This window comes from Listeria grandensis FSL F6-0971 (assembly GCF_000525835.1).
Classification (GTDB): Bacteria; Bacillota; Bacilli; order Lactobacillales; family Listeriaceae; genus Listeria_A; species Listeria_A grandensis.
Map to the genome: position 1 here is coordinate 36,634 of NZ_AODD01000026.1, position 19,459 is coordinate 56,092.

General features: G+C 42.7%; 17 protein-coding genes, 1 other RNA gene and 3 pseudogenes. 5 read left to right on the forward strand and 16 right to left on the reverse strand.

Annotation, left to right across the window (positions count from 1 at the left end; all coding sequences use genetic code 11):
- On the forward strand, positions 1-375 hold the full coding sequence (dhaM, locus tag PGRAN_RS13020) for a dihydroxyacetone kinase phosphoryl donor subunit DhaM (protein ID WP_036067657.1): 375 nt from the start codon (positions 1-3) through the stop codon (positions 373-375).
- Between the two features lie 47 nt (positions 376-422).
- On the opposite strand, the gene rpsN is transcribed toward dhaM, so the two are convergent.
- From rpsN to PGRAN_RS13055, 7 genes and pseudogenes are all read right to left on the reverse strand, one after another.
- A complete protein-coding gene (rpsN, locus tag PGRAN_RS13025) occupies positions 423-692 on the reverse strand; it encodes a 30S ribosomal protein S14 (protein WP_036067659.1) in 270 nt (89 codons plus the stop codon).
- 286 nt (positions 693-978) lie between these two features.
- On the reverse strand, positions 979-1,854 hold the full coding sequence (locus tag PGRAN_RS13030) for an alpha/beta hydrolase (RefSeq protein WP_051998640.1): 876 nt from the start codon (positions 1,852-1,854) through the stop codon (positions 979-981).
- Positions 1,855-1,926: 72 nt separating this feature from the next.
- Positions 1,927-2,187 carry a YaaL family protein gene (locus PGRAN_RS13035; RefSeq protein ID WP_036067661.1) on the reverse strand — a complete coding sequence of 87 codons (261 nt, stop codon included), beginning with the start codon at positions 2,185-2,187 and terminating at the stop codon, positions 1,927-1,929.
- Positions 2,188-2,204: 17 nt separating this feature from the next.
- Positions 2,205-2,801, reverse strand: a complete 597-nt coding sequence (gene recR / locus PGRAN_RS13040; RefSeq protein ID WP_036067663.1) for a recombination mediator RecR — start codon at positions 2,799-2,801, stop codon at positions 2,205-2,207.
- Between the two features lie 265 nt (positions 2,802-3,066).
- Positions 3,067-3,384 carry a YbaB/EbfC family nucleoid-associated protein gene (locus PGRAN_RS13045; protein ID WP_036067665.1) on the reverse strand — a complete coding sequence of 106 codons (318 nt, stop codon included), beginning with the start codon at positions 3,382-3,384 and terminating at the stop codon, positions 3,067-3,069.
- Positions 3,385-3,415: 31 nt separating this feature from the next.
- Positions 3,416-5,146, reverse strand: a complete 1,731-nt coding sequence (gene dnaX / locus PGRAN_RS13050) for a DNA polymerase III subunit gamma/tau (RefSeq protein ID WP_036067668.1) — start codon at positions 5,144-5,146, stop codon at positions 3,416-3,418.
- 204 nt (positions 5,147-5,350) lie between these two features.
- Positions 5,351-5,785: pseudogene (locus PGRAN_RS13055) on the reverse strand (DUF3284 domain-containing protein); the annotation flags it as partial.
- Between the two features lie 157 nt (positions 5,786-5,942).
- Between PGRAN_RS13055 and PGRAN_RS16860 the strand changes: the two are divergent.
- From PGRAN_RS16860 to PGRAN_RS13065, 3 genes and pseudogenes are all read left to right on the forward strand, one after another.
- Positions 5,943-6,095 carry a hypothetical protein gene (locus PGRAN_RS16860; RefSeq protein WP_159101149.1) on the forward strand — a complete coding sequence of 51 codons (153 nt, stop codon included), beginning with the start codon at positions 5,943-5,945 and terminating at the stop codon, positions 6,093-6,095.
- Between the two features lie 191 nt (positions 6,096-6,286).
- Positions 6,287-8,055, forward strand: a pseudogene (locus PGRAN_RS13060) (CocE/NonD family hydrolase).
- 74 nt (positions 8,056-8,129) lie between these two features.
- Positions 8,130-9,038, forward strand: coding sequence for a LysR family transcriptional regulator (locus PGRAN_RS13065; RefSeq protein ID WP_036067672.1), 909 nt, complete (start codon positions 8,130-8,132; stop codon positions 9,036-9,038).
- A gap of 82 nt (positions 9,039-9,120) precedes the next feature.
- Here PGRAN_RS13065 and PGRAN_RS13070 read toward each other — a convergent pair whose 3' ends face one another.
- The 8 genes and pseudogenes from PGRAN_RS13070 to PGRAN_RS13105 form a co-directional block, all read right to left on the reverse strand.
- On the reverse strand, positions 9,121-9,603 hold the full coding sequence (locus PGRAN_RS13070; protein ID WP_036067674.1) for a hypothetical protein: 483 nt from the start codon (positions 9,601-9,603) through the stop codon (positions 9,121-9,123).
- Between the two features lie 729 nt (positions 9,604-10,332).
- The gene (locus tag PGRAN_RS13080; RefSeq protein ID WP_036067679.1) at positions 10,333-10,584 is read right to left on the reverse strand and encodes a DUF2187 domain-containing protein; all 252 of its coding nucleotides are present in this window, start codon (positions 10,582-10,584) and stop codon (positions 10,333-10,335) included.
- 214 nt (positions 10,585-10,798) lie between these two features.
- Positions 10,799-11,065: signal recognition particle sRNA large type (gene ffs / locus PGRAN_RS16065), an RNA gene on the reverse strand.
- Positions 11,066-11,168: 103 nt separating this feature from the next.
- Positions 11,169-13,771, reverse strand: a pseudogene (locus tag PGRAN_RS13085) (alpha-mannosidase).
- Positions 13,772-13,786: 15 nt separating this feature from the next.
- Positions 13,787-14,893, reverse strand: coding sequence for a PTS fructose transporter subunit IIC (locus PGRAN_RS13090; protein ID WP_036067681.1), 1,107 nt, complete (start codon positions 14,891-14,893; stop codon positions 13,787-13,789).
- 12 nt (positions 14,894-14,905) lie between these two features.
- Positions 14,906-15,226, reverse strand: a complete 321-nt coding sequence (locus PGRAN_RS13095; protein ID WP_036060685.1) for a PTS fructose transporter subunit IIB — start codon at positions 15,224-15,226, stop codon at positions 14,906-14,908.
- On the reverse strand, positions 15,223-15,687 hold the full coding sequence (locus PGRAN_RS13100) for a PTS sugar transporter subunit IIA (RefSeq protein WP_036067684.1): 465 nt from the start codon (positions 15,685-15,687) through the stop codon (positions 15,223-15,225). The genes PGRAN_RS13095 and PGRAN_RS13100 overlap by 4 nt, the downstream gene beginning before the upstream one ends.
- Entirely contained in the window at positions 15,687-17,648 is a 1,962-nt protein-coding gene (locus PGRAN_RS13105; RefSeq protein ID WP_036067687.1) for a BglG family transcription antiterminator, read from the reverse strand. Before PGRAN_RS13105 ends, PGRAN_RS13100 begins: the two co-directional genes overlap by 1 nt.
- A 157-nt stretch (positions 17,649-17,805) precedes the next feature.
- On the opposite strand from PGRAN_RS13105, the gene PGRAN_RS13110 reads away from it, so the two are divergent.
- On the forward strand, positions 17,806-18,663 hold the full coding sequence (locus tag PGRAN_RS13110) for a GRP family sugar transporter (protein WP_036067689.1): 858 nt from the start codon (positions 17,806-17,808) through the stop codon (positions 18,661-18,663).
- 245 nt (positions 18,664-18,908) lie between these two features.
- On the opposite strand, the gene PGRAN_RS13115 is transcribed toward PGRAN_RS13110, so the two are convergent.
- Positions 18,909-19,280: a hypothetical protein gene (locus tag PGRAN_RS13115; protein WP_149024070.1), complete on the reverse strand. Its 372-nt coding sequence runs from the start codon at positions 19,278-19,280 to the stop codon at positions 18,909-18,911.
- Positions 19,281-19,459 lie beyond the last annotated feature (179 nt).

Genomic DNA, 19,459 nt, shown 5'->3' on the forward strand with positions numbered 1-19,459 from the left:
ATGACGAAAAAATATGGCATTGTCATCGTATCGCATTCCGCAGATGTTGCATACGGCATTCATCAACTCATCCAAGAAGTAGCGCGAGACGTTGCTATAACGCATGTCGGCGGAACCGATGATGGGAAAATCGGTACTAGTTTTGAGAAAGTAAGCACTGCTTTTGAAACAAATGAAGCCGACCATATCTATGCATTCTACGATCTCGGTAGCGCCAAAATGAACATTGAAACCATTCAGGAGATTTCCGATAAAGAGATCATCTTGTTCGATGTTCCAATTCTGGAAGGAGCTTACATCACTGCTGCCCAGCTCCAAATGGATGAGAGCACCCAGAAAATCAACGAGAATTTAAAAACAATCATCATCAAATAAAAAATGCCTCGCGCTACTCCTAAAAGTAACGCGGGCATTTTTCGGTTTTACCAGCTTGCTTTTCTTACGCCAGGAATTTGTCCTTTATGCGCATATTCACGAAAAGTGATCCGCGACATCCCGAACTTTCGCATGTAAGCCCGTGGTCTACCATCTATTAAATCACGATTTTTATAACGAATTGGGTTAGAGTCTTTTGGTAATTTACTTAATCCGATCATATCGTTATTCGCTTTTAACTCACTTCTGCGTTCTGCGTATTGGGCAATAAGTTGACGTTGCTTGGCGGCTTTTGCTATTTTTGATTTCTTAGCCATATCTTTGTCTCCTTTCTATAAATAGTAATCATTACGATTTACTAAGTATACGCCCATACACTTTAGAAAGCAAGCCCAAAGAATCATCACATTAGTAGATAGAGCCATAGCTAGCACTTACAGCTCTATCTACTTGGGATGAGGGCCGTGTAAATAAGCTGCACACATATAAAACCTATTTACAAAGCCTCCTTTATTCTACCTTATTTTTTCAATGCAGTCAATCATTTGTCAGAAAATACTTTTTAATTCATTTTAACTAATTTTATAGTCTGAATAACTATTTTTATGGGTGATTTTCGATGAATTGCTTAATTTCTCGATCCACACCGATATTAGCATGGAGCCAACTATGCTGTGCGAAACGACCAGTGAACAAGACCTCTTGATAGTCGTTTCTGTTGAAAATAAATGCCGCGCTTTTGGCACTGTCCACCGCCACCGGGCCATCGCTTCGACTACCATCTTTCAGGTCACCAACAATATTTAATACTGGCAAATCGTTTGGAATTTTAGTTTTTCGCTTCATCATCTCTCGAAAGTACGCGGACTCCTTTTTTGGTCCTGTCGCCGTTAAGTCATATGGTGTGTCTCCATCGCTCGATACCGCAGAACCATTGAATGGAGTGCCTATCGCTGTGAACGTGTCTACTTTGGGGTAGCTGTCTGATTGATAGTTGTATTTTTGTAGGAAATTGACGAACGTCAAACCGCCATAAGAATGCGCGACAATATCCACTTTTTCGATGTCGTATTCTTTTTTCAATTTGTCCATGGCATTGGCAAACCAAGCCGCGTTATTTGGTATGATAGATCGCGGGTTTTCAAAATTGACACGAATCATCGGTCGCTTCATCGCTTTATCATAAACTCCGGAAACATCAATATCGCCATTCTCCCGCACGAGTAATTTCAAAGAACGCGTAGCAAAATCAGAGGCGCTATAACGAACTGTCGTAGTGAAAAAAGTCCAATTGGAGCCGTCGTAACCATGGATAAACACAATTGGTTCATTAGTTGTGTCTGCAGTGCTCGTAATCCCCATCGCATGCTTCACCCGAAAACCTAAAGGATCGAGCAACGTCGTTCTAAATGTAGCAAATAACACTAACCCTATTAGCAAAATAGCGAGGGTCAGCATAATAACGTTACGTTTTTTCATTCTCTCACTCCATATTTTCTATTTAAACATGAAACTAGAGACCCTTTTCGAATAGGAATCTCTAGTCTTCTATTATTTCGGCGCGTTTTTTAAGTTGCGGTGTCTTGCTTCACGAAAAAGATAGAAATATTTAGCCTCTGCTTTTTTCAATTCATACTCGGTTTCGGAGTTGTATCCGAAGCTTTTGCGAGCAATATTTTTATGTTGATTCCACTTTTCTTGGGTGACTTCGATTAATTCCACCAAGTAGGCATCGTATGTTTTATGCAGTTTACCTATTTTTTGTTTCTTTTCACGTGGAGATTTCGCATTTTTGTCGCTTCTTGTTTCCATTTTCGCTCACCTCGTTTTTAAATTTCGCGTCGCCCTTCTAATGCTTTGGATAGCGTCACCTCGTCAGCATATTCTAAATCGCCACCAACTGGGAGTCCGTGTGCAATTCGCGTCACTTTAATACCGGATGGCTTCAGCAACCTTGAAATATACATCGCCGTCGCTTCGCCCTCCACATTCGGATTTGTCGCCAAAACTACTTCTTGGATCGTATCATCTTGCAGGCGTTTCAGCAAATCAGGAATATTAATGTCTTCTGGACCAATCCCGTCCATCGGCGAAATCGTACCGTGAAGTACATGATACAAACCGCGGAAATCACGCATTTTTTCCATCGCAATCACGTCTTTAGCTTCCTGCACGACACAAATAATACTGCGATCCCGCGACATATCCGCACAAATATAACACGGATCCTTGTCCGTAATATGCCCACAAACCGAGCAAAAGCTCAAGTTACGCTTCGCATCCACGAGCGCCTTCGCAAAATCAAGTACATCTTCTTCCTTCATGTCCAACGTAAAAAAAGCCAGCCGTGCCGCTGTTTTCGGTCCGATCCCTGGCAATTTCATAAAGCTGTCCATTAGTTTAGTAATCGGTTCCGGATAATGCATCTGGGGTTTCCTCCTTAACTAGGGCAAATCGGCGGCAAGCGTTCGCATTGTTGGGGCTGTTTGAAACGAAGTGAATTACAGCCCCAATATAAGGGTGAACAAAGTGAACCGTTAATCCATTCGCAACCCATGAAATACAAACGCTTTCGCTCGATTTGGTGCATTGCGAAGTATTAATTCTATATCAAACATGGCAAGTTCCTAATGCTGCTCATTGTTTGCTTTAGATCAATACTTTTAATACAAATTTCAATCTAATATCTAATTACATTCCAGGTAAGTTCATACCTTGCGTAAATTTGCCCATTGTGGATGCCGTCGTGTCTTCTACTTGTTTCAACGCGTCGTTTGTTGCTGCTAAAATTAGGTCTTGTAGCATTTCGATGTCTTCTGGATCTACTACTTCTTCTTTCACAATGACATCTGTCACGAGGCGTTTTCCTGTCATTTCAACGGTTACCATGCCGCCGCCTGCTGTTCCTGTGAAGCTTCTTTCCTCTAGTTCAGCTTGTGCTTTCGCCATTTCTTTTTGCATCTTTTGCATTTGTTTCATCATACCTTGCATATTTCCCATTCCACGCATTATTAAATCTCCTCTTTCTTATCTTAGTTTTTTATTCTTTAATTTCAAGTAAGCCTTCTCCAACTAGTTTCGCAGCTTCACTGATAATTGGGTCAACAGCCGGTTCTGACGGTTTTTCGCCGCCGTCTTCTGATTCGGTGTTGTCCGCATTTTTCAGGAAGTTCTCGCGGATTTCGCCCCATTGGTCTTCAGGAATACCGATGAAGGAGTAGTTATTCTTCGTCAGCCGCGAAATACCGTTCGTTACTGTTTCCACAAAATTGGGATTATCCATCGCCATTTGACAATGAATCTCATGCTTAAATTTTAACACAAAAGTGTCGCTAGAGGCAGCTACAGGCTCTGCTTCGTTTAAAAGTGCGGCTTGTGAGGCCATCAGCATCGAAATCAAGTCACTCCAACAGCTACGAATGAGTTGCAAATCTTGTTTTTTCGCAGCGCTTAGTACGGAATTGATACGGCCTACTGGTGCTTTAAACTGCTTGTTTCCTGATATCGCTTGCTTCTTGCGCGGTGCGGCGGATGGAGCATTTGTCCCATTTGCTGCCACTGCACCATTCGCGATTTGCCGTTTTAGGTCGTTTAAGTCTTGCTCCAAACGATCGACTTTGTTCACGAGTTCGGCAACATCTTGACTCGGCGCAGCAGTTGTATTTGCTGCCGCAACGGGTGCGGCTCCACCAACTTGAATCAACTGCACAAGCGCGACTTCGATGTAGATTCCTGGATGATTCGAAAACCGCATTTGTTGCCCAGCATCGTTTAAAATCGTCACGTATTGGTATATTTTATTCGCATCCGCAGACGTCGCCAATGTTTGGAACGCTTCATCGATGACCGCACGCTCCATCGCATCTGTTAAATCCGGTGCCTTTTGGAATAGCAATACATCGCGGAAAAAGACAAGTAGGTCTTCCACTAGGCGAACTGGATCTTTTCCTTCTGCAAGTAGTCCGGATAGCTTTTCCAATGCCATTTTTGCGTCCGAGTTGATAACGGCTTGGACAAGTTCGGTGAGCATGCCTTGTGCTACGGAACCAGTGATTTCAAGCGCATCGGCAACAGTGACCTCTTGCGTACCGTACGAAATAACCTGATCGAGCAAACTTAGCGCATCCCGCATCCCGCCTTCTGCTGCACGGGCCACAATGTCAAGCGCCTTCTCATCATACGCCACTTTTTCCTCGTCTAAAATGAACGCCAAACGCCCAATAATGTCTTGCGTCGTAATACGTTTGAAATCGAAGCGCTGTACCCGTGAAATAATGGTCAGCGGCAACTTATGCGGTTCTGTTGTCGCCAAAATAAAGATAACATGTTTCGGTGGTTCTTCGAGCGTTTTTAAAAGCGCATTGAAAGCTCCCGTCGAAAGCATGTGTACCTCATCGATAATGTACACTTTATACTTTGCGATAGTTGGCGCATACTTCACCTTTTCCCGAATATCGCGAATTTCCTCGACACCATTGTTCGATGCCGCATCAATCTCGAGAACATCAGGAATCGAGCCATCCGTCGTACCCGTACAAATCTCACAATCATTACAAGGCTCGCCGTCCACGCTATTTGGACAGTTAATCGCCTTTGCAAAAATCTTCGCCGCACTCGTCTTACCCGTTCCACGCGGACCAGAAAACAAGTACGCATGAGACGTCTTATTTTGGACGATAGCATTTTTGAGTGTTCGTGTTACATGTTCTTGCCCGACCACATCTTGAAAACTTTGCGGCCTGAAAACACGGTATAGTGCCTGATATGCCATTTTTACTCCTTTCAGCGAAGCGACAAGTGCTCACCTTTGTTGGTACTGCTCGAATGTAATAAGTTACAGTACCACTATGCAGGGGAACGAAGTGAGTCTGTAGTCCATCTCCCGACTTTTCTTCATTCCGAATTTGCCTTGTCTGCTATCTGCGTATTCTGTATTTCCATTATATCTTATAAAACCCTATTTGATAAGCTCGAGTTAGCCTTCAATCTTCGAGACTAGATCCTTATGTTGTTGGATTACCAAGGCTTCGATTCCGTCTAGCATCCGAGTGATTCGTTTCTTACGCGTGAATCCTAGCATACCGCCGACAAGGATATTATTCCAACGCGCCATCGCCGTCTTCGCTTCCACTGTCTCATCATAAATCACTTCACATGTATGCTCTGTAACAGCCTCAATCGTGTAGCTCGTCGTGTGCGTATTCACATGCGTCTTCGTCTGGAATTCATAAACTTCAGGTGGCGTACATTTCGTAATAATCATCATCGCTTCCGAACCGTTCGCCATCTTCCGCTTAAACTTAAGACCTTCCAACTTCTGCACAAGCGGTTTCTTCCCTGTTGCCACTTTCACATCATGGACAACGGAATTCATAATCGTATCAAAACACTCTTTTTGCGAGATCGCGAGTTTTTTTCGTAATTTTCAATGGTTTAACGCTCCTTCTTCACTTTATTCCATGGCAACTGCTTCTCTAAAATTATCCCATTTACGTGCTCCTTTTACAAGCATATAAGGAAAGAAAATGAGATTTGTAGTATAATGAGAGAGAAATGGAGGTCATAGCATGGCACAAAAAGCAGATTTCCCAGACTTCGACAACGGCAAACTGGTGAAGAAAAATGATTATACCATCGTGCTCCCCGGTGACAAGGAAATTATTTTACCGACGAAAAAGAAGGCTGATGATGAGAAAGACGAGTCCAAAGATACAGAATAGGGAAAAGCCTCGATACTTAGACCAACAATCTAACGTATCGAGGCTTTTGCTTTTTTATGCTATTCATTTACTGCATAACACAAATATTTGTAACCTGCGTATACAGAAAAACGATTGTACTTCTAAAATATTCCCCCGTATAATTTGAGGTGTAGAGAAGCTTAGTAATATTATTCTTGGAGGTAGTATAGATGACTGCAAAAGTTACAGAAAAAATGTGTTTTAGTTCATCCTTTGAATATCTTGATAACGGTATCGAGCATGGCGTTCTTAGTCCATTTGAAACAAAAGAAATGCTTTTGAGAAAAGGCCAATTAATCGCTGAAGGTTTTAAACCACTGACTTGCGATATTAAAATGTTAAAAGACGTACCCGTTAAATTACGTGATGGTGTTACGATTTACACGGACATCTATTTACCCGTAACAGAAGAAAAAGTGCCAGCTCTCATCGCTTGGAGCCCTTATGGAAAAAGCGCTGGAACTGCCCCCCGTTACAAAAATCTTTTCAATATGCTGGGCATGGGAAACGGATGGAACTCAGGGTTGACAAAATTCGAAGCGCCTGATCCTGCTTACTGGTGTGCACATGGTTATGCCGTTTGCAACCCTGATATGCGAGGTATCGCTCATAGTGAAGGCGACACAACTATGATTGGCTCTCAAGAAGCAGAGGACGGTTATGATTTAGTTGAATGGTTAGCCTCTCAATCTTGGTCTAATGGCAACACAGCGCTTACAGGAACGTCCTATTTAGCTTTTTCCCAATGGTTTATTGCATCTGCCCAGCCCCCCCACTTAACATGCATCAATCCTACCGAGGGACTTGCAGACGGCTATCGCGATTTAGCTTTTATCGGCGGTATCCCTGATGAAAATTTCATAGATCGTTTGCAAGTGAATCACGTTAGCGCTAAAGGTGCCCAACGTGAAGATCTAGTAAAAGAAATGAGCGCTTATCCGATGGCCGATGCTGATATTTGGAAAGACAAAATTGCGGATGCAAGCAAAATCACTGTTCCTGCTTTCGTTATAGCAAGCTACTCCAACACATTACACACATGGGTACATTCCGTGCGTGGCGCTCATTGGGCTCAACAGAAAAGTGGCTTCGTATTCACGATCGTCAAGAATGGCCATATTACTATGATGAAAGCAATACAGAAGAGTTACGTCGATTCTTTGATTATTATTTGCTCGAAAAAGACAATGGTTGGCTAGATACACCAACAGTGCGCTATTCCCTTATCGATTTCCATGGAAGTAATCAAACGGACCTACCATCAGAAACTTTCCCACCTGTCGCTAGCGAAAATAAACGTTACTACATGAATGGTAAATTCCGTACGTTACAAGAAAGTCCAGAATCAGAAGACTTCCCAGTGAAATATGTTGCCAACAGCTTACCAGGGCGTACTTCTTTTCAAATGACCTTCGACAAGGACACGGATTTTGTTGGTTATCCGAAAGCGAAACTCTTCATGGAAGTGGATAGCTATGACGATATGGATGTTTTTGTTTGGCTTCAAAAAATAGACAAACTCGGTAATGTTTTGAGTGAATTCGTCGTTCCAAATCACGGCGCTGCTCTGCAAGATTTTACGCAAGAAGGAGCATCCGCTTTACGGTATAAAGGCTCTTGGGGACGTCTTCGTGCCTCCATGCGTCACCTTGATAGTGAACTCGCAACCGATGAAATTCCCGCTTACAGTTTTGACAGAGTTGAAAAATTAGTACAAGGGGAAATCGTTGCATTGGATATTGTATTAAGTCCCCTTGGCCTATCTTATAAAGCCGGTGAAACGTTACGCGTTGTTATTAGTACGAAAGATGAGCTTGGATCAGTTATGCTCGGAACACCTGGTTGTACGCCGGATAATAAGGGCACTCATATTCTTCATCTTGGCGGAGAGCATGCTTCCTATCTCCAATTACCATTGATGGCAATTTCATCAAAATAACTTGTGAATTAAAGGTGTTAACTTTATAATAAAGCTACTACCAATACATTGGATTGGAATGGAATGGAGTTATGATGAAGTTAACAACCTTGAAGTATTTTGTTACCGTTGCTGCGGAGAGTAGTTTTACAAAAGCTTCCGAGAAACTGTATATTTCGCAACCAACGCTAAGTAGGCGCATACAAGAATTAGAAATAGAATTAGGTGTGGAACTGTTTATCAGGCATAGTCATACGATTGCATTATCAAAAGCTGGCGAACAGTTTTTAACAGAAGTAAATGATGTTTTAAAGCGTGTAGATAAGCTAGCTCATATGTTTGATAAACAAGCACATCTAGATTCAACATCCCCAATTATAAAAATCGGTTATCTCGCGAATTTCAATATGGGTATCATGTTCGAGCTGTTGAAACGTTTTAAAAGTAGCCGGCCTAATGTCCAATTTGTGATGAAACAGGATACACCAATGAAGCTAGCTGATGGACTTTCTAGTGGTCAATATGATTTGGTTTTTAATTTATTAACTTATATTCCATCTAGTGAGGACGTTGAGAAAGCGATGTTTATGAAAAATCATTTACAAATTGCTATGCCTGTTGATTCAACGCTATGTCATAAGAAAAAATTGCGTTTTGCTGATTTAAGTCAGGAAACTTTTATCTTACTTGAAAGGCAACAGTCGCCTGTTATTGTAGATTACGTGGTCAGCCAGTGTCTCAAGAATGGTTTCAATGTGAAGGCAAATTGTTATGTGAAAGAACTTGATGAAGGTTTATCTTTGGTTTCACTTGGTAAAGGCCTGACCTTTTTATATTCAGGAATGAACGACGGCACGCTAGAGAATAAGTATCATATCAAAATTATCGACTTAGAAAACGACGGCGAAGATCAAAATATTGTAGCTGCTTTTGATAGAAGTAATGAAACGGATCTCCTTTTAGATTTGTTTATGTTTATACAGAGGAATTTAGCGGCTTTGTAGCCTAGAAAGATACAAAAATGGTTCTTTAATAAATGTTGAGGTAGATTATTCCTGCCCTGACATTTATTATAGAACCATTTTTCTAGTTAACTTTAGGATAGGTAAGCAACGCGCTGTAATCTTTGGATTCGTCGTCCTCAGGATCAATCCAGTTCCCGAAAACACTCATATTCACGGTCACTTCTCCTTGATCATAACGGAAAATATAATACCAATCCGTACTTTGCGGGTCATTTGTGTTTTTCTTTTTGCGGACTTCCTTGTTGTTCTTGTCATAAGTAATGTCGTAATTCGCATCTAGATGCTTCGGATTTTCGAGATAAGCTTTCCACTTCGCCATGTCTTTTTTTGTCGTGATAATACGACTGTAACCACCGCTTTTGAAGTCATAGCCGAGCTTGCTTATATCAATAATATCATCGGATGGGATGCCGTATACCGCGATCCGTTTGTCGATTGCTGTACTTGCCTTCGCTTTGTTTGTAGTGAAAATGACGGTTGGGATAGCAATGATGCAGATGACTGTCAGCACTGCGATTCCCCATGATTTTTTTGTGAATTTCATTGGTCCGACTCCTCGTGTAGGTTCATTCGTAATTTATTACATTATAGCATAATTAATCATTAAAAAAGCGCCCTGGCTGGACACTTTTTCAAATTTCTTCAGTAACTCCCTTTCTCATTTGCATAATTACTCCTTCATTTTATATGTTTTTATTTTTCTGACATCCTTACACTTATACTAACTCACCGAAATTTATTGTCAACATTTTTCGAATTCATTTTGAGTGATTTGATAATTCATGCCCAATTTGACTGATTTTTTTAAATCACGCAAACTTCAATTTCTGATGATAATATTACATAACTCAGCCCCCAAATAACAATAATGTCTTTTATATAAATTTTTCTAAATATATCTTGTGTTTTGGAGATTTCCTAGGTACAATAAACTAGAAAGACATCATAGGAAATGCGGTTATATTGTTGAAAAAAATGCTGATTATATTTACTGTACTACTCTTTGTTTGTTTACCACTCTCAAAATTGAAAACGGAAACACTCGTTGAACCTTCTGCCGCATTGTTGAAGCCTCAAGAAACATACACTGCTACATTCCCTGTTAAAGAAAGTGAAGCATGGTACAAAATTGTAGCACCGTCCAGTAAAGATTCTGGCCATACGCATTTCAAAGTAACATTAACAAGTAATAAGTGGTGAAATAAGCCCATAAAAAAGGCGAGGAAGGTGTCTATTGATTTTTTAGATCAATGGCTACCATCCTCGCTTATTCCTATTCCACCTCAACCACCTGATACTTCTTAAAATTCACAACTGTACGTACTGGTGCATTGTGTTCCTTTTGTAAATCTTCGTCGATCGCTACAATGGCTGAGTTGATGAGCATTTTTTCAATTCGACCGAAGTATAGCTTGTCTTCTCGTTCCCACGTCACGTAATCCTCTATTTCCCCTTGTATTTCGGGGCTCAACTTTGGAGATTTCCGCAGTTCTAGCAAATTCACACCTTGATTTTCTACTGGCATTTCATTCACCCCTTTTATCTAGTATAGCTTATATGAGGGGAATTAGATACATCAATCGCGTTATAGTGCCTTCGCAACAGGGGCAAGATACTCGTTATTTGGCGTTATTCGAACAGCTATAGGTGGATTACACGTAACTCATGTCATTAAAAGACTCCAACAAAAAGCCTCCTCTCAATGAAGAAAGAAGGCTCGTACATTCTAAATTATAATGCCATGCACCTTATTCCGGCGATGTATCCATCTGCGTTACCTCTGCAGTTAGCTCAGCCCAGGCGACCTCACGGCACATGGAAAGCACTGCTTAATGCTGCTTCCTTCCGGACCTGACATGGTTCACAGGTTTCCATTGCGCAAGACCCAAACGTCAACACCACTTACAAAGGGCTGACCAAACAGGTACAAAGCCTCGATAAGGAATTCAACCCCACTAGAGCGGATTGTGGGTTACAGGGCTCCGCTACGTCCCCATCTAGCATGACAAATTAGCTGCCATTTCTAAAAACGGCTCATGTACTAATATACCTTTATTTCTTGGAAAAGGCAAGTGGAAACATGGTTTTGACTCGAATTCATACTACTTTTTAAATTGGTAATCGTAATGTTATTGCGTCCATCGCTGGAATGATGAAATCTTGATTTGGTAAGGGTTCTTCGATAGCGTTTAGTAATTCGACTTTTGCTTTTGTGATCTGTGTTGGTTCCAGTTTTTGTGGTGTGCTTGTTGGATTTTCGAGTCGAATGATGTATTTGTCTGCTTCATAGTAGGAGGGATAGCACGCCGAAACGAGGTATTCTTTTGGTATGTCGATGAGTTCTAGGGTGCGCGGTAAGCCTCGTTGTTGTTCGGTTTTCTGGATTTTATTATCTAGCCGGTGCAAAAAATAATTGTAAGCTTGGCGTTGATAGGACACGGTTGTCGCGTTAAATTCGCGGCTTTTTTGTGCTGTTCTAGTGGCATCGAAAGTCGTGCTGCTCAGATGGATTGCGAGTGAAAATGTGTGTGTACCAACGAGCTGGGCGCCTTCTGTCTGGATGAGAATGTGGCCTTTTTTGGTCGTGTCTCCTGATGCGCGGCCTGGACGGTATGCGAGATCTGGTTTGCCGAGTTGACCTGTCGTTGCGAGAAGCGTTAGCGCTAACTGATCGCCGTGTTGTTGGTATTCTTTGATGCCTCGTGTGAAGATCGTGCAGCTTCTTGTTGAGTTGCTCAGCGTGACGCTTTGTTCCAGTGGCTCGATATCGATCGGCATTTCGCTATAGGTTTCCTGCCAATTCGCCGGTACGCCTGGTGTTCTTTCGAGATAGCCAAATGGCAGTGACGCGATGTTTGTCGTTGTTTTCACGCCAGTGTTGATTTTTAGGCGAAGACGATGACTCAGAATCTGGTTATCCACTTCGATATTAACAAAAAAAGTAATTCGCTGCCGATTTTGAGTTCTAGCGTCATTTGGATGGCTAATTCTCCTTCCTTCGTCACGTTCAATCGATCATCTAAATCCAGCGGGAACTTCCCTACCCCTGACAAAATTAAGCGCTCCACTTTTGACGACTTTTCGGTGTTTGCCTCCGTGAACAAGAACGAGCGTGGCTCATCGCCTGCTAACGGGGAGTAGTCATACGTGTCACCAGCATTGGCGCTATCTTCTAACTCGATGAAAACGGGTTGCTTCGCGCCATCTGGTGTTTCTAGCGTGATTCCGCCGTCTTGAAAAGCAATTTTGTAATGCTCATTCTGAATCGCTGTTTTGTCTGTCTGGGTCATCGCATCCAGTGATTGCTTGGTTTCCTCAAACGCAATTACCTTGTAACCCAATCCTGGCAGATCTATACCCAGCCTCACTTGCAGCACATAGTATCCTGGTTCTTCAATAAATTGATTCCCTGCTGGCGTCTCTTCTAACACGTTTTCTCTGGCTTCAATGTATGTTTCTTGTGTGATCGTTGCGTCTGGATATTCCGGAAAATGAATCTGCTTCGTTTTCGTGATTACCTCGATATCTTTATAGCCGCTAAATCTGGTAAGCTCCGTGTTGAAAACAAGGATTTCGTTGCTCGCAAGCGACAGGTCGTCCGCGATTTTCTTAACAATCGTGTTTTCGATGCTATCGCATAATTCGTCGGCCTCCTTCATCCGATGCAAAATATCTTCGGCAACAGGATCGGAGACACAACCTGCTAGACTATCGTGGGCTTGCCCTTCCAGCAACTTTTTCCAAGTGTGCATGAGCAAGCGTTCGCTGATGTGGATGCCGGATGCTTTAGCAATAACCAGTAACGGTTCGATGCGCGTGAGTAGTTTTTGCTCCAGTTCGGCGCTTTTAAGCTTGATATTCATGCGGCTTGAACCGATTGTTTTGTGAACACGAGCGAGTACGGGGCTTCGGAATTCGCCTCGAAAATGCTTCAAATCAGGCAATGTTTTCACATACTCAATAAAATCCTGATACGTACTCAAAGCGTAAGAATGACGCCCCATCTCGTTTATTTGCGCCAATTTCCCAGAAAAATCAGTGATGATGTTTAGTTGGTCATTTCCCGATGGAATCAGTACTTCTTTCGTCTGGCTATACTGCGTAATAAAATCAATTGCGGGGTCTAGACGCCCATTCACATACGCCGACGTCGGCTCAAGTAACATCCCCGTTCCGTAACCTTGAGGCATATTAATCGCATAAATTTCCGCCTCATCGCCCAAACCCTGCCACTTAAAATACGTTGATTGCACCTGCTCACCGAGATGAATACCACGCCAAAAAATGATATTATCAAAACCAGCGTGGGCAAGCAATGTCGGCATTTGGGCGTTAAATCCAAACGTATCTGGCAAATAACCGATTTTCATGTAGTCGCCATATTTTTTGCTATCAAAAATGCCAATCATCGCGTTCCGCAAAATCGATTCGCCGTGCGCGAAAAAAGCGTCTGTTTGTGTAAACCATGGCCCAATAAATAGTTGTTTATCCGCGATCAATTGCTTTATGTCGGCTAATTTTTCAGGATACAGCGCGACATAATCATCCAAAATCGACAATTGCCCGTCCAACACGAAATTCGCCTCTGGATGCTTCTGCAACTCCTCGATGACCTCTGTAAAAAGTTGTTCACTTAACACTAACGCATCGGCGGACGTAAAATACCATTCCCGATCCCAATGCGTATGATTAACAATGTGTGCTTTAACCATAATTACCTCCGTTTTTTAAGCTTCCCATTCTGCTTCGTCAAAATCATCTTCTTCCACTGTATAAGATTCTTCCTGACCAGCGCTATCTTTGCGCAAAGCAACAGACATACCTGCAACAACGAGCGCTCCAACCGCGATAGCTAAAATATAGAACCACCAGTTTTGCACGGTAAACCAGCCATAGAAACCGCTGATGGGTGCTTGGTTGATCGCGCCTAGCCCTACTGCTAGAGCTCCACCGATTGCTGAACCTAGAACCGTTGCCGGGATGACTTTGAGCGGAGACTCGACTGCAAATGGAATCGCGCCTTCACTAATGCCGACAAGTCCCATAATCAGCGAGGATTTCCCAGCTTCACGCATTTCGGTATTGTATTTTCTTTTGGCAATAAGTGTCGCCAAACCTAGGCCTAGTGGCGGAATGATGATCGCTACTTGCGCTGCTGTGTTCGGTGCGTAAATGCCACTCGTCAAAAGTGCCATCGCTGTTGTAACGGCCGCTTTGTTCACAGGTCCACCTAAGTCAAAGCCAACCATCGCCCCAATAATCGCCGCCATCAAAATTTGATTCGTCCCTGACATACCGTTTAGCCATGCCTCTAGCGCTTTGTTTAGATCCGCAAATGGAATGCCGACAACATAATTAATGATGAGAACCGTGATCAACGTCCCGAATACTGGCACTAAAAAGACCGGTACGATCGACGTTGCTGCTTTTGGTAATTTGACATGTTTTTTAATTAATAGACACGCGTAACCTGCGATCAAACCTGCTGCAAGCGCGCCGAGGAATCCTGCGCCAATATCACGTGCCAGCAATCCACCGATGAGTCCTGGTGCAATTCCCAGCTTATCCGAAATCGAATAGGCGATGAAGGCCGCAATCACCGGGAACATCATGCCCAGCGCCAAGCCGCCAAACCCATCAAGGCTATGCAACAACGAAATAATACCATTGGCACTATCCGCATATTTCGCGTCCCAAATGTCCGTAATCCCATAAAAAGAACCACCAACACGCGCAATCGCCATGATCACCGCACCCGCGATAACGAGTGGAATCATATATGAAATACCTGTTAAAACATGTTTTTTAAGCTCGCTCCCAATTTTTCTAAACATATTCGTTTCCCCCTATTTTTCATCGATTAGTTTCAGTGCTTCATTAATCACTTTTTCGGCATCTTTAATCGGCGCGCTGACAGGAACTTCGAGAATCGTCTTCCCAGCAAAGCGCTCACTATTCCGCACTTTCGTATCCACTGCAAAAATGACAACTTCGCCAATGTTCACGTCTTTTTCGGTTAATTCATTCTCGATTCCAGTCGCGCCTTGGGTTTCCACCTTAATCAAGTCACCCATCTTTTTCGCACCTTTTTTCAAAGCTTGCGCTGCCATGTATGTGTGTGCAACACCCGTCGCACATGCGGTTACTGCGATAATTTTGCGTTTCATACTTCTACCACTCCCTCATTTAAAATACGGATGACTTCTTCTTCATCTCTCGTTTCTTTCAACCCCGCGACAATATCGTCGTCCATTAACTTTGTCGCAATTTCAGCAAGGATTTTCAAATGTCCATCTGTCTTGTCGGCGTCACTGATGGCAAGGAGAAAAATCATATTTACCGGCTCATCATCGAGCGATTCCCATTCAATCAGATGGCTCGTCTTCGCAAAAACGATGGCAGAATTTTTGACACTTTCACTTTTACCGTGGGGGATTGCGATGTTGTTGCCAATTCCCGTGGTAGCGTGGGTTTCGCGGTCGAAAACAGCCTGGATGTAGCTCGCTTTATCCGTCAAAATATCGTGCGCATCCATGATTGCCGCCATTTCTTCAATCGCCATTTCTTTCGTTGTCGCCTCCAAATCGAATACGACGAGTTCCTTCGTTAAAATATCTTTGACTTCCATTACATCCCATCCTTTATTAAATGTTCATATATTGCTTCTGACGTTCCTAGTTGCGTGAGTCGTTCCATCCATCGTTTATTATCAATATATTTATAAAATTGCTCATATACCGCGTCCAAATCAAGATCATTCTGTTCCGTCAGCGCGATGAAAAAAATTTTATCCACGTCGACGAGTCCCCATTTAACAGGCTTTTCTAACGTGGCGACGATGATCGCGGATTCGTTGATAAGCGCTGGTTCCGCGTGCGGCGTTGCCATCTGATCAAACGAGGTAAACGATAGTTCTTCCCGGCGAAGCGCGCTTTCAACGATTCCCACCTGCGCGATTCCTTGTGTGATAAGTTCTTTTCCAATCGCCGCAATAGCCTCTTCCATCGTTGTCACCGCTAGTTTCGCAAAAATATATTCCGGTTGGATCAAATCTAGAAACGGCTGGCTACGCGTTTTATTCCGATGTCGTGCCTGTCCCATATGTCGCTCGACTTGTTGCAAATCTTCTTTACTCATCATCGGGCTCACAACAATGCTCGGAATGCCCTCTAGCTCCAGATAAATCGTACTGATAACAAGATCCACATCGATGCGCGCCTCCATCATCGCCTGCACAGAGAGGATTTTTTCGATTTTGATCATTGGGAAGTATTTCTTAATCCGAGCAGCGAGCAACCTAGACGAACCAAGGCCGGTGCTACAGACAAGCGCCACGTGGATTGGATCGGGGAAGGAACGGATGCGCTCATGATAGGCCTCGAAATGAAGCGCGATATATGCCGTCTCATCCTCATTCACTTGTACGTCATACTTTTGCTCCACGTTTGTCTTTAAATAAAGCGCCTCCTCGAATGCTCTAGGAAAGTTCTGCTTGATTTTGCTAAGGTACGGATTTTTAAAATGCATGCCGAGTTGCAATCGATTAATCGCGGATTTCATATGTGTTGTGAGGCCCTCTAACAGCTCTTGATCATACGCCATTTGCGCCAAACACGCGGCAATAAATCCCGCAACATCGTCTTGTGGATCAACTGGGTTACTGAAAAAATCGTCATTTCGCTGATTGTACGCGGCGGTTAAATGCATTTGAATATAGCCAATTTCAAAGTCAGGAATGCTGATATCTAGGCTTTCTTCAAGCATCGTCACGAGCGCCTCGGTGTTTTGTTGCTGCGATGCCAACGCGTCTTTCATGACACTACTTGCCAGATTTCCCACATATTCTTCTTTCCGAATTCGCTCCACCGCAATGGCTAAATGGATAACAATCGACTGAAAAGCGTAATCGGTAAACTCGAAATCGTGTGTCTCACTAAATTCGCGAACAATCGCAATGATTTCTTTCAAGCCTTCTTCTGGAAAAATACCGGTGACATCCGCCTGAATCGTATCAAACGCTTGCAGAACTTTTTCCCCCTCTTGCTTTAAATACCAGTTGCTACCCCAGAAATTGCTAATAAACTTCGATGTTAAGGCGCGCTTTTCGCGTTCATCAATGAGTAGTTTCATGCCTTTACTCGGCTTTTTATAAAGCGCCACGCCTTCGTTTTCCAACATTTTAGTGACTTCGATCATGTCTTTTTCAATCGTTGCGCGGCTGATGTAGAGCGCTTCTGCGAGCTTTTGAATCGTTACGTAATCGCTTGCTTTTAGTAGCTGGATGAAAATGTAGATGACGCGCTCTTCTTTCGTCGAGGGAATCGTACTTGCTTGGCTCTCGATGAACCGCGCTACTTGTGTGAATGCCTGACTATCCCCTTCCAGATACACGCCGATTTTCGGTTTGCGCACGACGGTTACTCCGAACGCTTGTAACATTGGATCGATTTCCTTGAGCGAATTAGATACGGTTTTTTCTGAAAGTCCCAGGTGGTCCGCAATCGCCCCTACACGTGTCTGGCCTGCCTTCATTAGAAACTGGATGATATTTTTTTCACGATTTGCAATCATTTTCGTTACCGCTTTCATTTTTGATTTCCTTTCCCTAAACCTATTCTATTACAAAGTTCCCACGCCGAAAACTACGAAAATTACCGCATTGAATACCGTAATTTTGGTATATTGCCGACTCATAACGCGCATGATACGTTTAAAAGGCATCATTAATTAGGAGAGGAAGCTTGTTATGTTGATTTATTTTGTTGCCTTATTACCTGTTCTTGGTTGGGGCTTTATGCCAATCATTGCGAACTTACGAAAAAGCACCCCAGAAGAGCAATTACTCGGGACGTCGATTAGCGCACTTGTATTCGCTTTTATTTTATTTTGGATTGTGTCTCCCGAAGTCACACTCGCTTCATTTATCGTAAGCTTCGTATCGGGCATTTTTTGGAGTTTTGGACAATTACTACAATTTAAAGGAATCGCGGCATCTAGTGTCGCTAAGGCGATGCCGATCTCTAATGGCACGCAACTCGTTGGAGCCACACTGTTCGCCGTCGTCATTTTTCACGAATGGCAAACCGTGAGCGCCGTTATCATTGGGATTTTTGCAGTGATTTTAATATTAGTTGGGGTGGTGATGACCGGATTTCAAAAACGCGGGAATCATATCAAGGAGTCTGTTTCCATTCATGTCTACGCTATCGTTATTTTATCTTCGTTCTTTTTAACGCTTTACGTCGTGACGAACCAGCTTTTTCACGTCACTGGTTTCGCTATCATCTTACCACAGGCGATCGGGATGCTGACATGCGCCATTGGCATTAATTTAGCGAAAAAATCTGCCATTTCCCGCAAAAATATCACGTTCAATCTGCTGACGGGGTTATCGTGGTCGATTGCGAATCTAGGCATGTTCCTTGCGACCGCAGTGCTTGGTGTAGCAACTAGTTTCTCGATGTCACAGGCGTGCGTGATTGTGGCGACGATTGGTGGAATTCTGATTTTCAAGCAAAAAAAGAGCCCACTCGAGTGGACGTTTATTCTTTCGGGGGTTGGATTGATTATGGGTGGGGTTGTGATGCTAAGTTTGCTGAAATAAAAGGTATGAGAATATAAGAAAACTGGCACTCCACGCGTGCTTAAATGGAAAAATACGTATGATATTTTTTACCCAAAAGTGAATGAGAACCCAAAACAATACCGTGTACACTATCAAAATAAATGTTGCTATGCTATCCAATTCCTTTTCATTTTTAATCACTTTCTCGTTTGTTGAAATAAAAAAAGGAACAAGACCGACTAATCGGTGTCATCCCTCATTCCTATACTGGTTTATCACTCAAATCAACGCGGTGTGAAATAGGCGTATTGTTTATAGGTCTTTTTATTATATTTCACAGTTACTTCTACTTTTACCTTGTATCTTTTTGTCGCTGAACTAATTTTAATGTTGTACGGCGTACCTACTTTTCCGTAAATGGTACGTTTCGTTGTTTTGTAATGAAGAACCGCAGAATAAGATGTATTTTTTGGTACACCTGACACGTTTAGTTTTACCGTGCTGTACTGCTTTGGTGTCGTCGTGCTCAGTGATACTTTGACAGGATTTTTAACTGCCGCCTCGGCTTGAATACTTGAAACGCCTGTCATTCCAGCTGTAACTGGTGATAGGACAACCAAGACCGCCATTAGAAATAACGCTATTTTATTTTTCATCGACATGTTTCCCCTCTTTAATTAAGTATTATTTTTGACAAACCAATACATGTATTATATTACCACATTCGTTCCTACTTTCAAAATTTAACCAATAAAAAAACCGGCCGAAGCCAGTTCTTTAAGCGTGAAAATAAAATAAGTTTGCCAATACTGCGATCAATGTCCCTAACAGACAA

What these genes read in the sequence shown, in the direction of transcription:
- PGRAN_RS13070 (WP_036067674.1), bottom strand. Translation starts at nt 9,603, where the DNA reads ATGAAATTCACAAAAAAATCATGGGGAATCGCAGTGCTGACAGTCATC.
- PGRAN_RS13090 (WP_036067681.1), bottom strand. Translation starts at nt 14,893, where the DNA reads ATGTTTAGAAAAATTGGGAGCGAGCTTAAAAAACATGTTTTAACAGGT.
- rpsN (WP_036067659.1), bottom strand. Translation starts at nt 692, where the DNA reads ATGGCTAAGAAATCAAAAATAGCAAAAGCCGCCAAGCAACGTCAACTT.
- PGRAN_RS13045 (WP_036067665.1), bottom strand. Translation starts at nt 3,384, where the DNA reads ATGCGTGGAATGGGAAATATGCAAGGTATGATGAAACAAATGCAAAAG.
- PGRAN_RS13105 (WP_036067687.1), bottom strand. Translation starts at nt 17,648, where the DNA reads ATGAAAGCGGTAACGAAAATGATTGCAAATCGTGAAAAAAATATCATC.
- PGRAN_RS13115 (WP_149024070.1), bottom strand. Translation starts at nt 19,280, where the DNA reads ATGAAAAATAAAATAGCGTTATTTCTAATGGCGGTCTTGGTTGTCCTA.
- dhaM (WP_036067657.1), top strand. Translation starts at nt 1, where the DNA reads ATGACGAAAAAATATGGCATTGTCATCGTATCGCATTCCGCAGATGTT.
- recR (WP_036067663.1), bottom strand. Translation starts at nt 2,801, where the DNA reads ATGCATTATCCGGAACCGATTACTAAACTAATGGACAGCTTTATGAAA.
- PGRAN_RS13080 (WP_036067679.1), bottom strand. Translation starts at nt 10,584, where the DNA reads ATGCCAGTAGAAAATCAAGGTGTGAATTTGCTAGAACTGCGGAAATCT.
- PGRAN_RS13030 (WP_051998640.1), bottom strand. Translation starts at nt 1,854, where the DNA reads ATGAAAAAACGTAACGTTATTATGCTGACCCTCGCTATTTTGCTAATA.
- PGRAN_RS13035 (WP_036067661.1), bottom strand. Translation starts at nt 2,187, where the DNA reads ATGGAAACAAGAAGCGACAAAAATGCGAAATCTCCACGTGAAAAGAAA.
- PGRAN_RS16860 (WP_159101149.1), top strand. Translation starts at nt 5,943, where the DNA reads ATGGCACAAAAAGCAGATTTCCCAGACTTCGACAACGGCAAACTGGTG.
- PGRAN_RS13065 (WP_036067672.1), top strand. Translation starts at nt 8,130, where the DNA reads ATGAAGTTAACAACCTTGAAGTATTTTGTTACCGTTGCTGCGGAGAGT.
- PGRAN_RS13100 (WP_036067684.1), bottom strand. Translation starts at nt 15,687, where the DNA reads ATGGAAGTCAAAGATATTTTAACGAAGGAACTCGTCGTATTCGATTTG.
- dnaX (WP_036067668.1), bottom strand. Translation starts at nt 5,146, where the DNA reads ATGGCATATCAGGCACTATACCGTGTTTTCAGGCCGCAAAGTTTTCAA.
- PGRAN_RS13110 (WP_036067689.1), top strand. Translation starts at nt 17,806, where the DNA reads ATGTTGATTTATTTTGTTGCCTTATTACCTGTTCTTGGTTGGGGCTTT.
- PGRAN_RS13095 (WP_036060685.1), bottom strand. Translation starts at nt 15,226, where the DNA reads ATGAAACGCAAAATTATCGCAGTAACCGCATGTGCGACGGGTGTTGCA.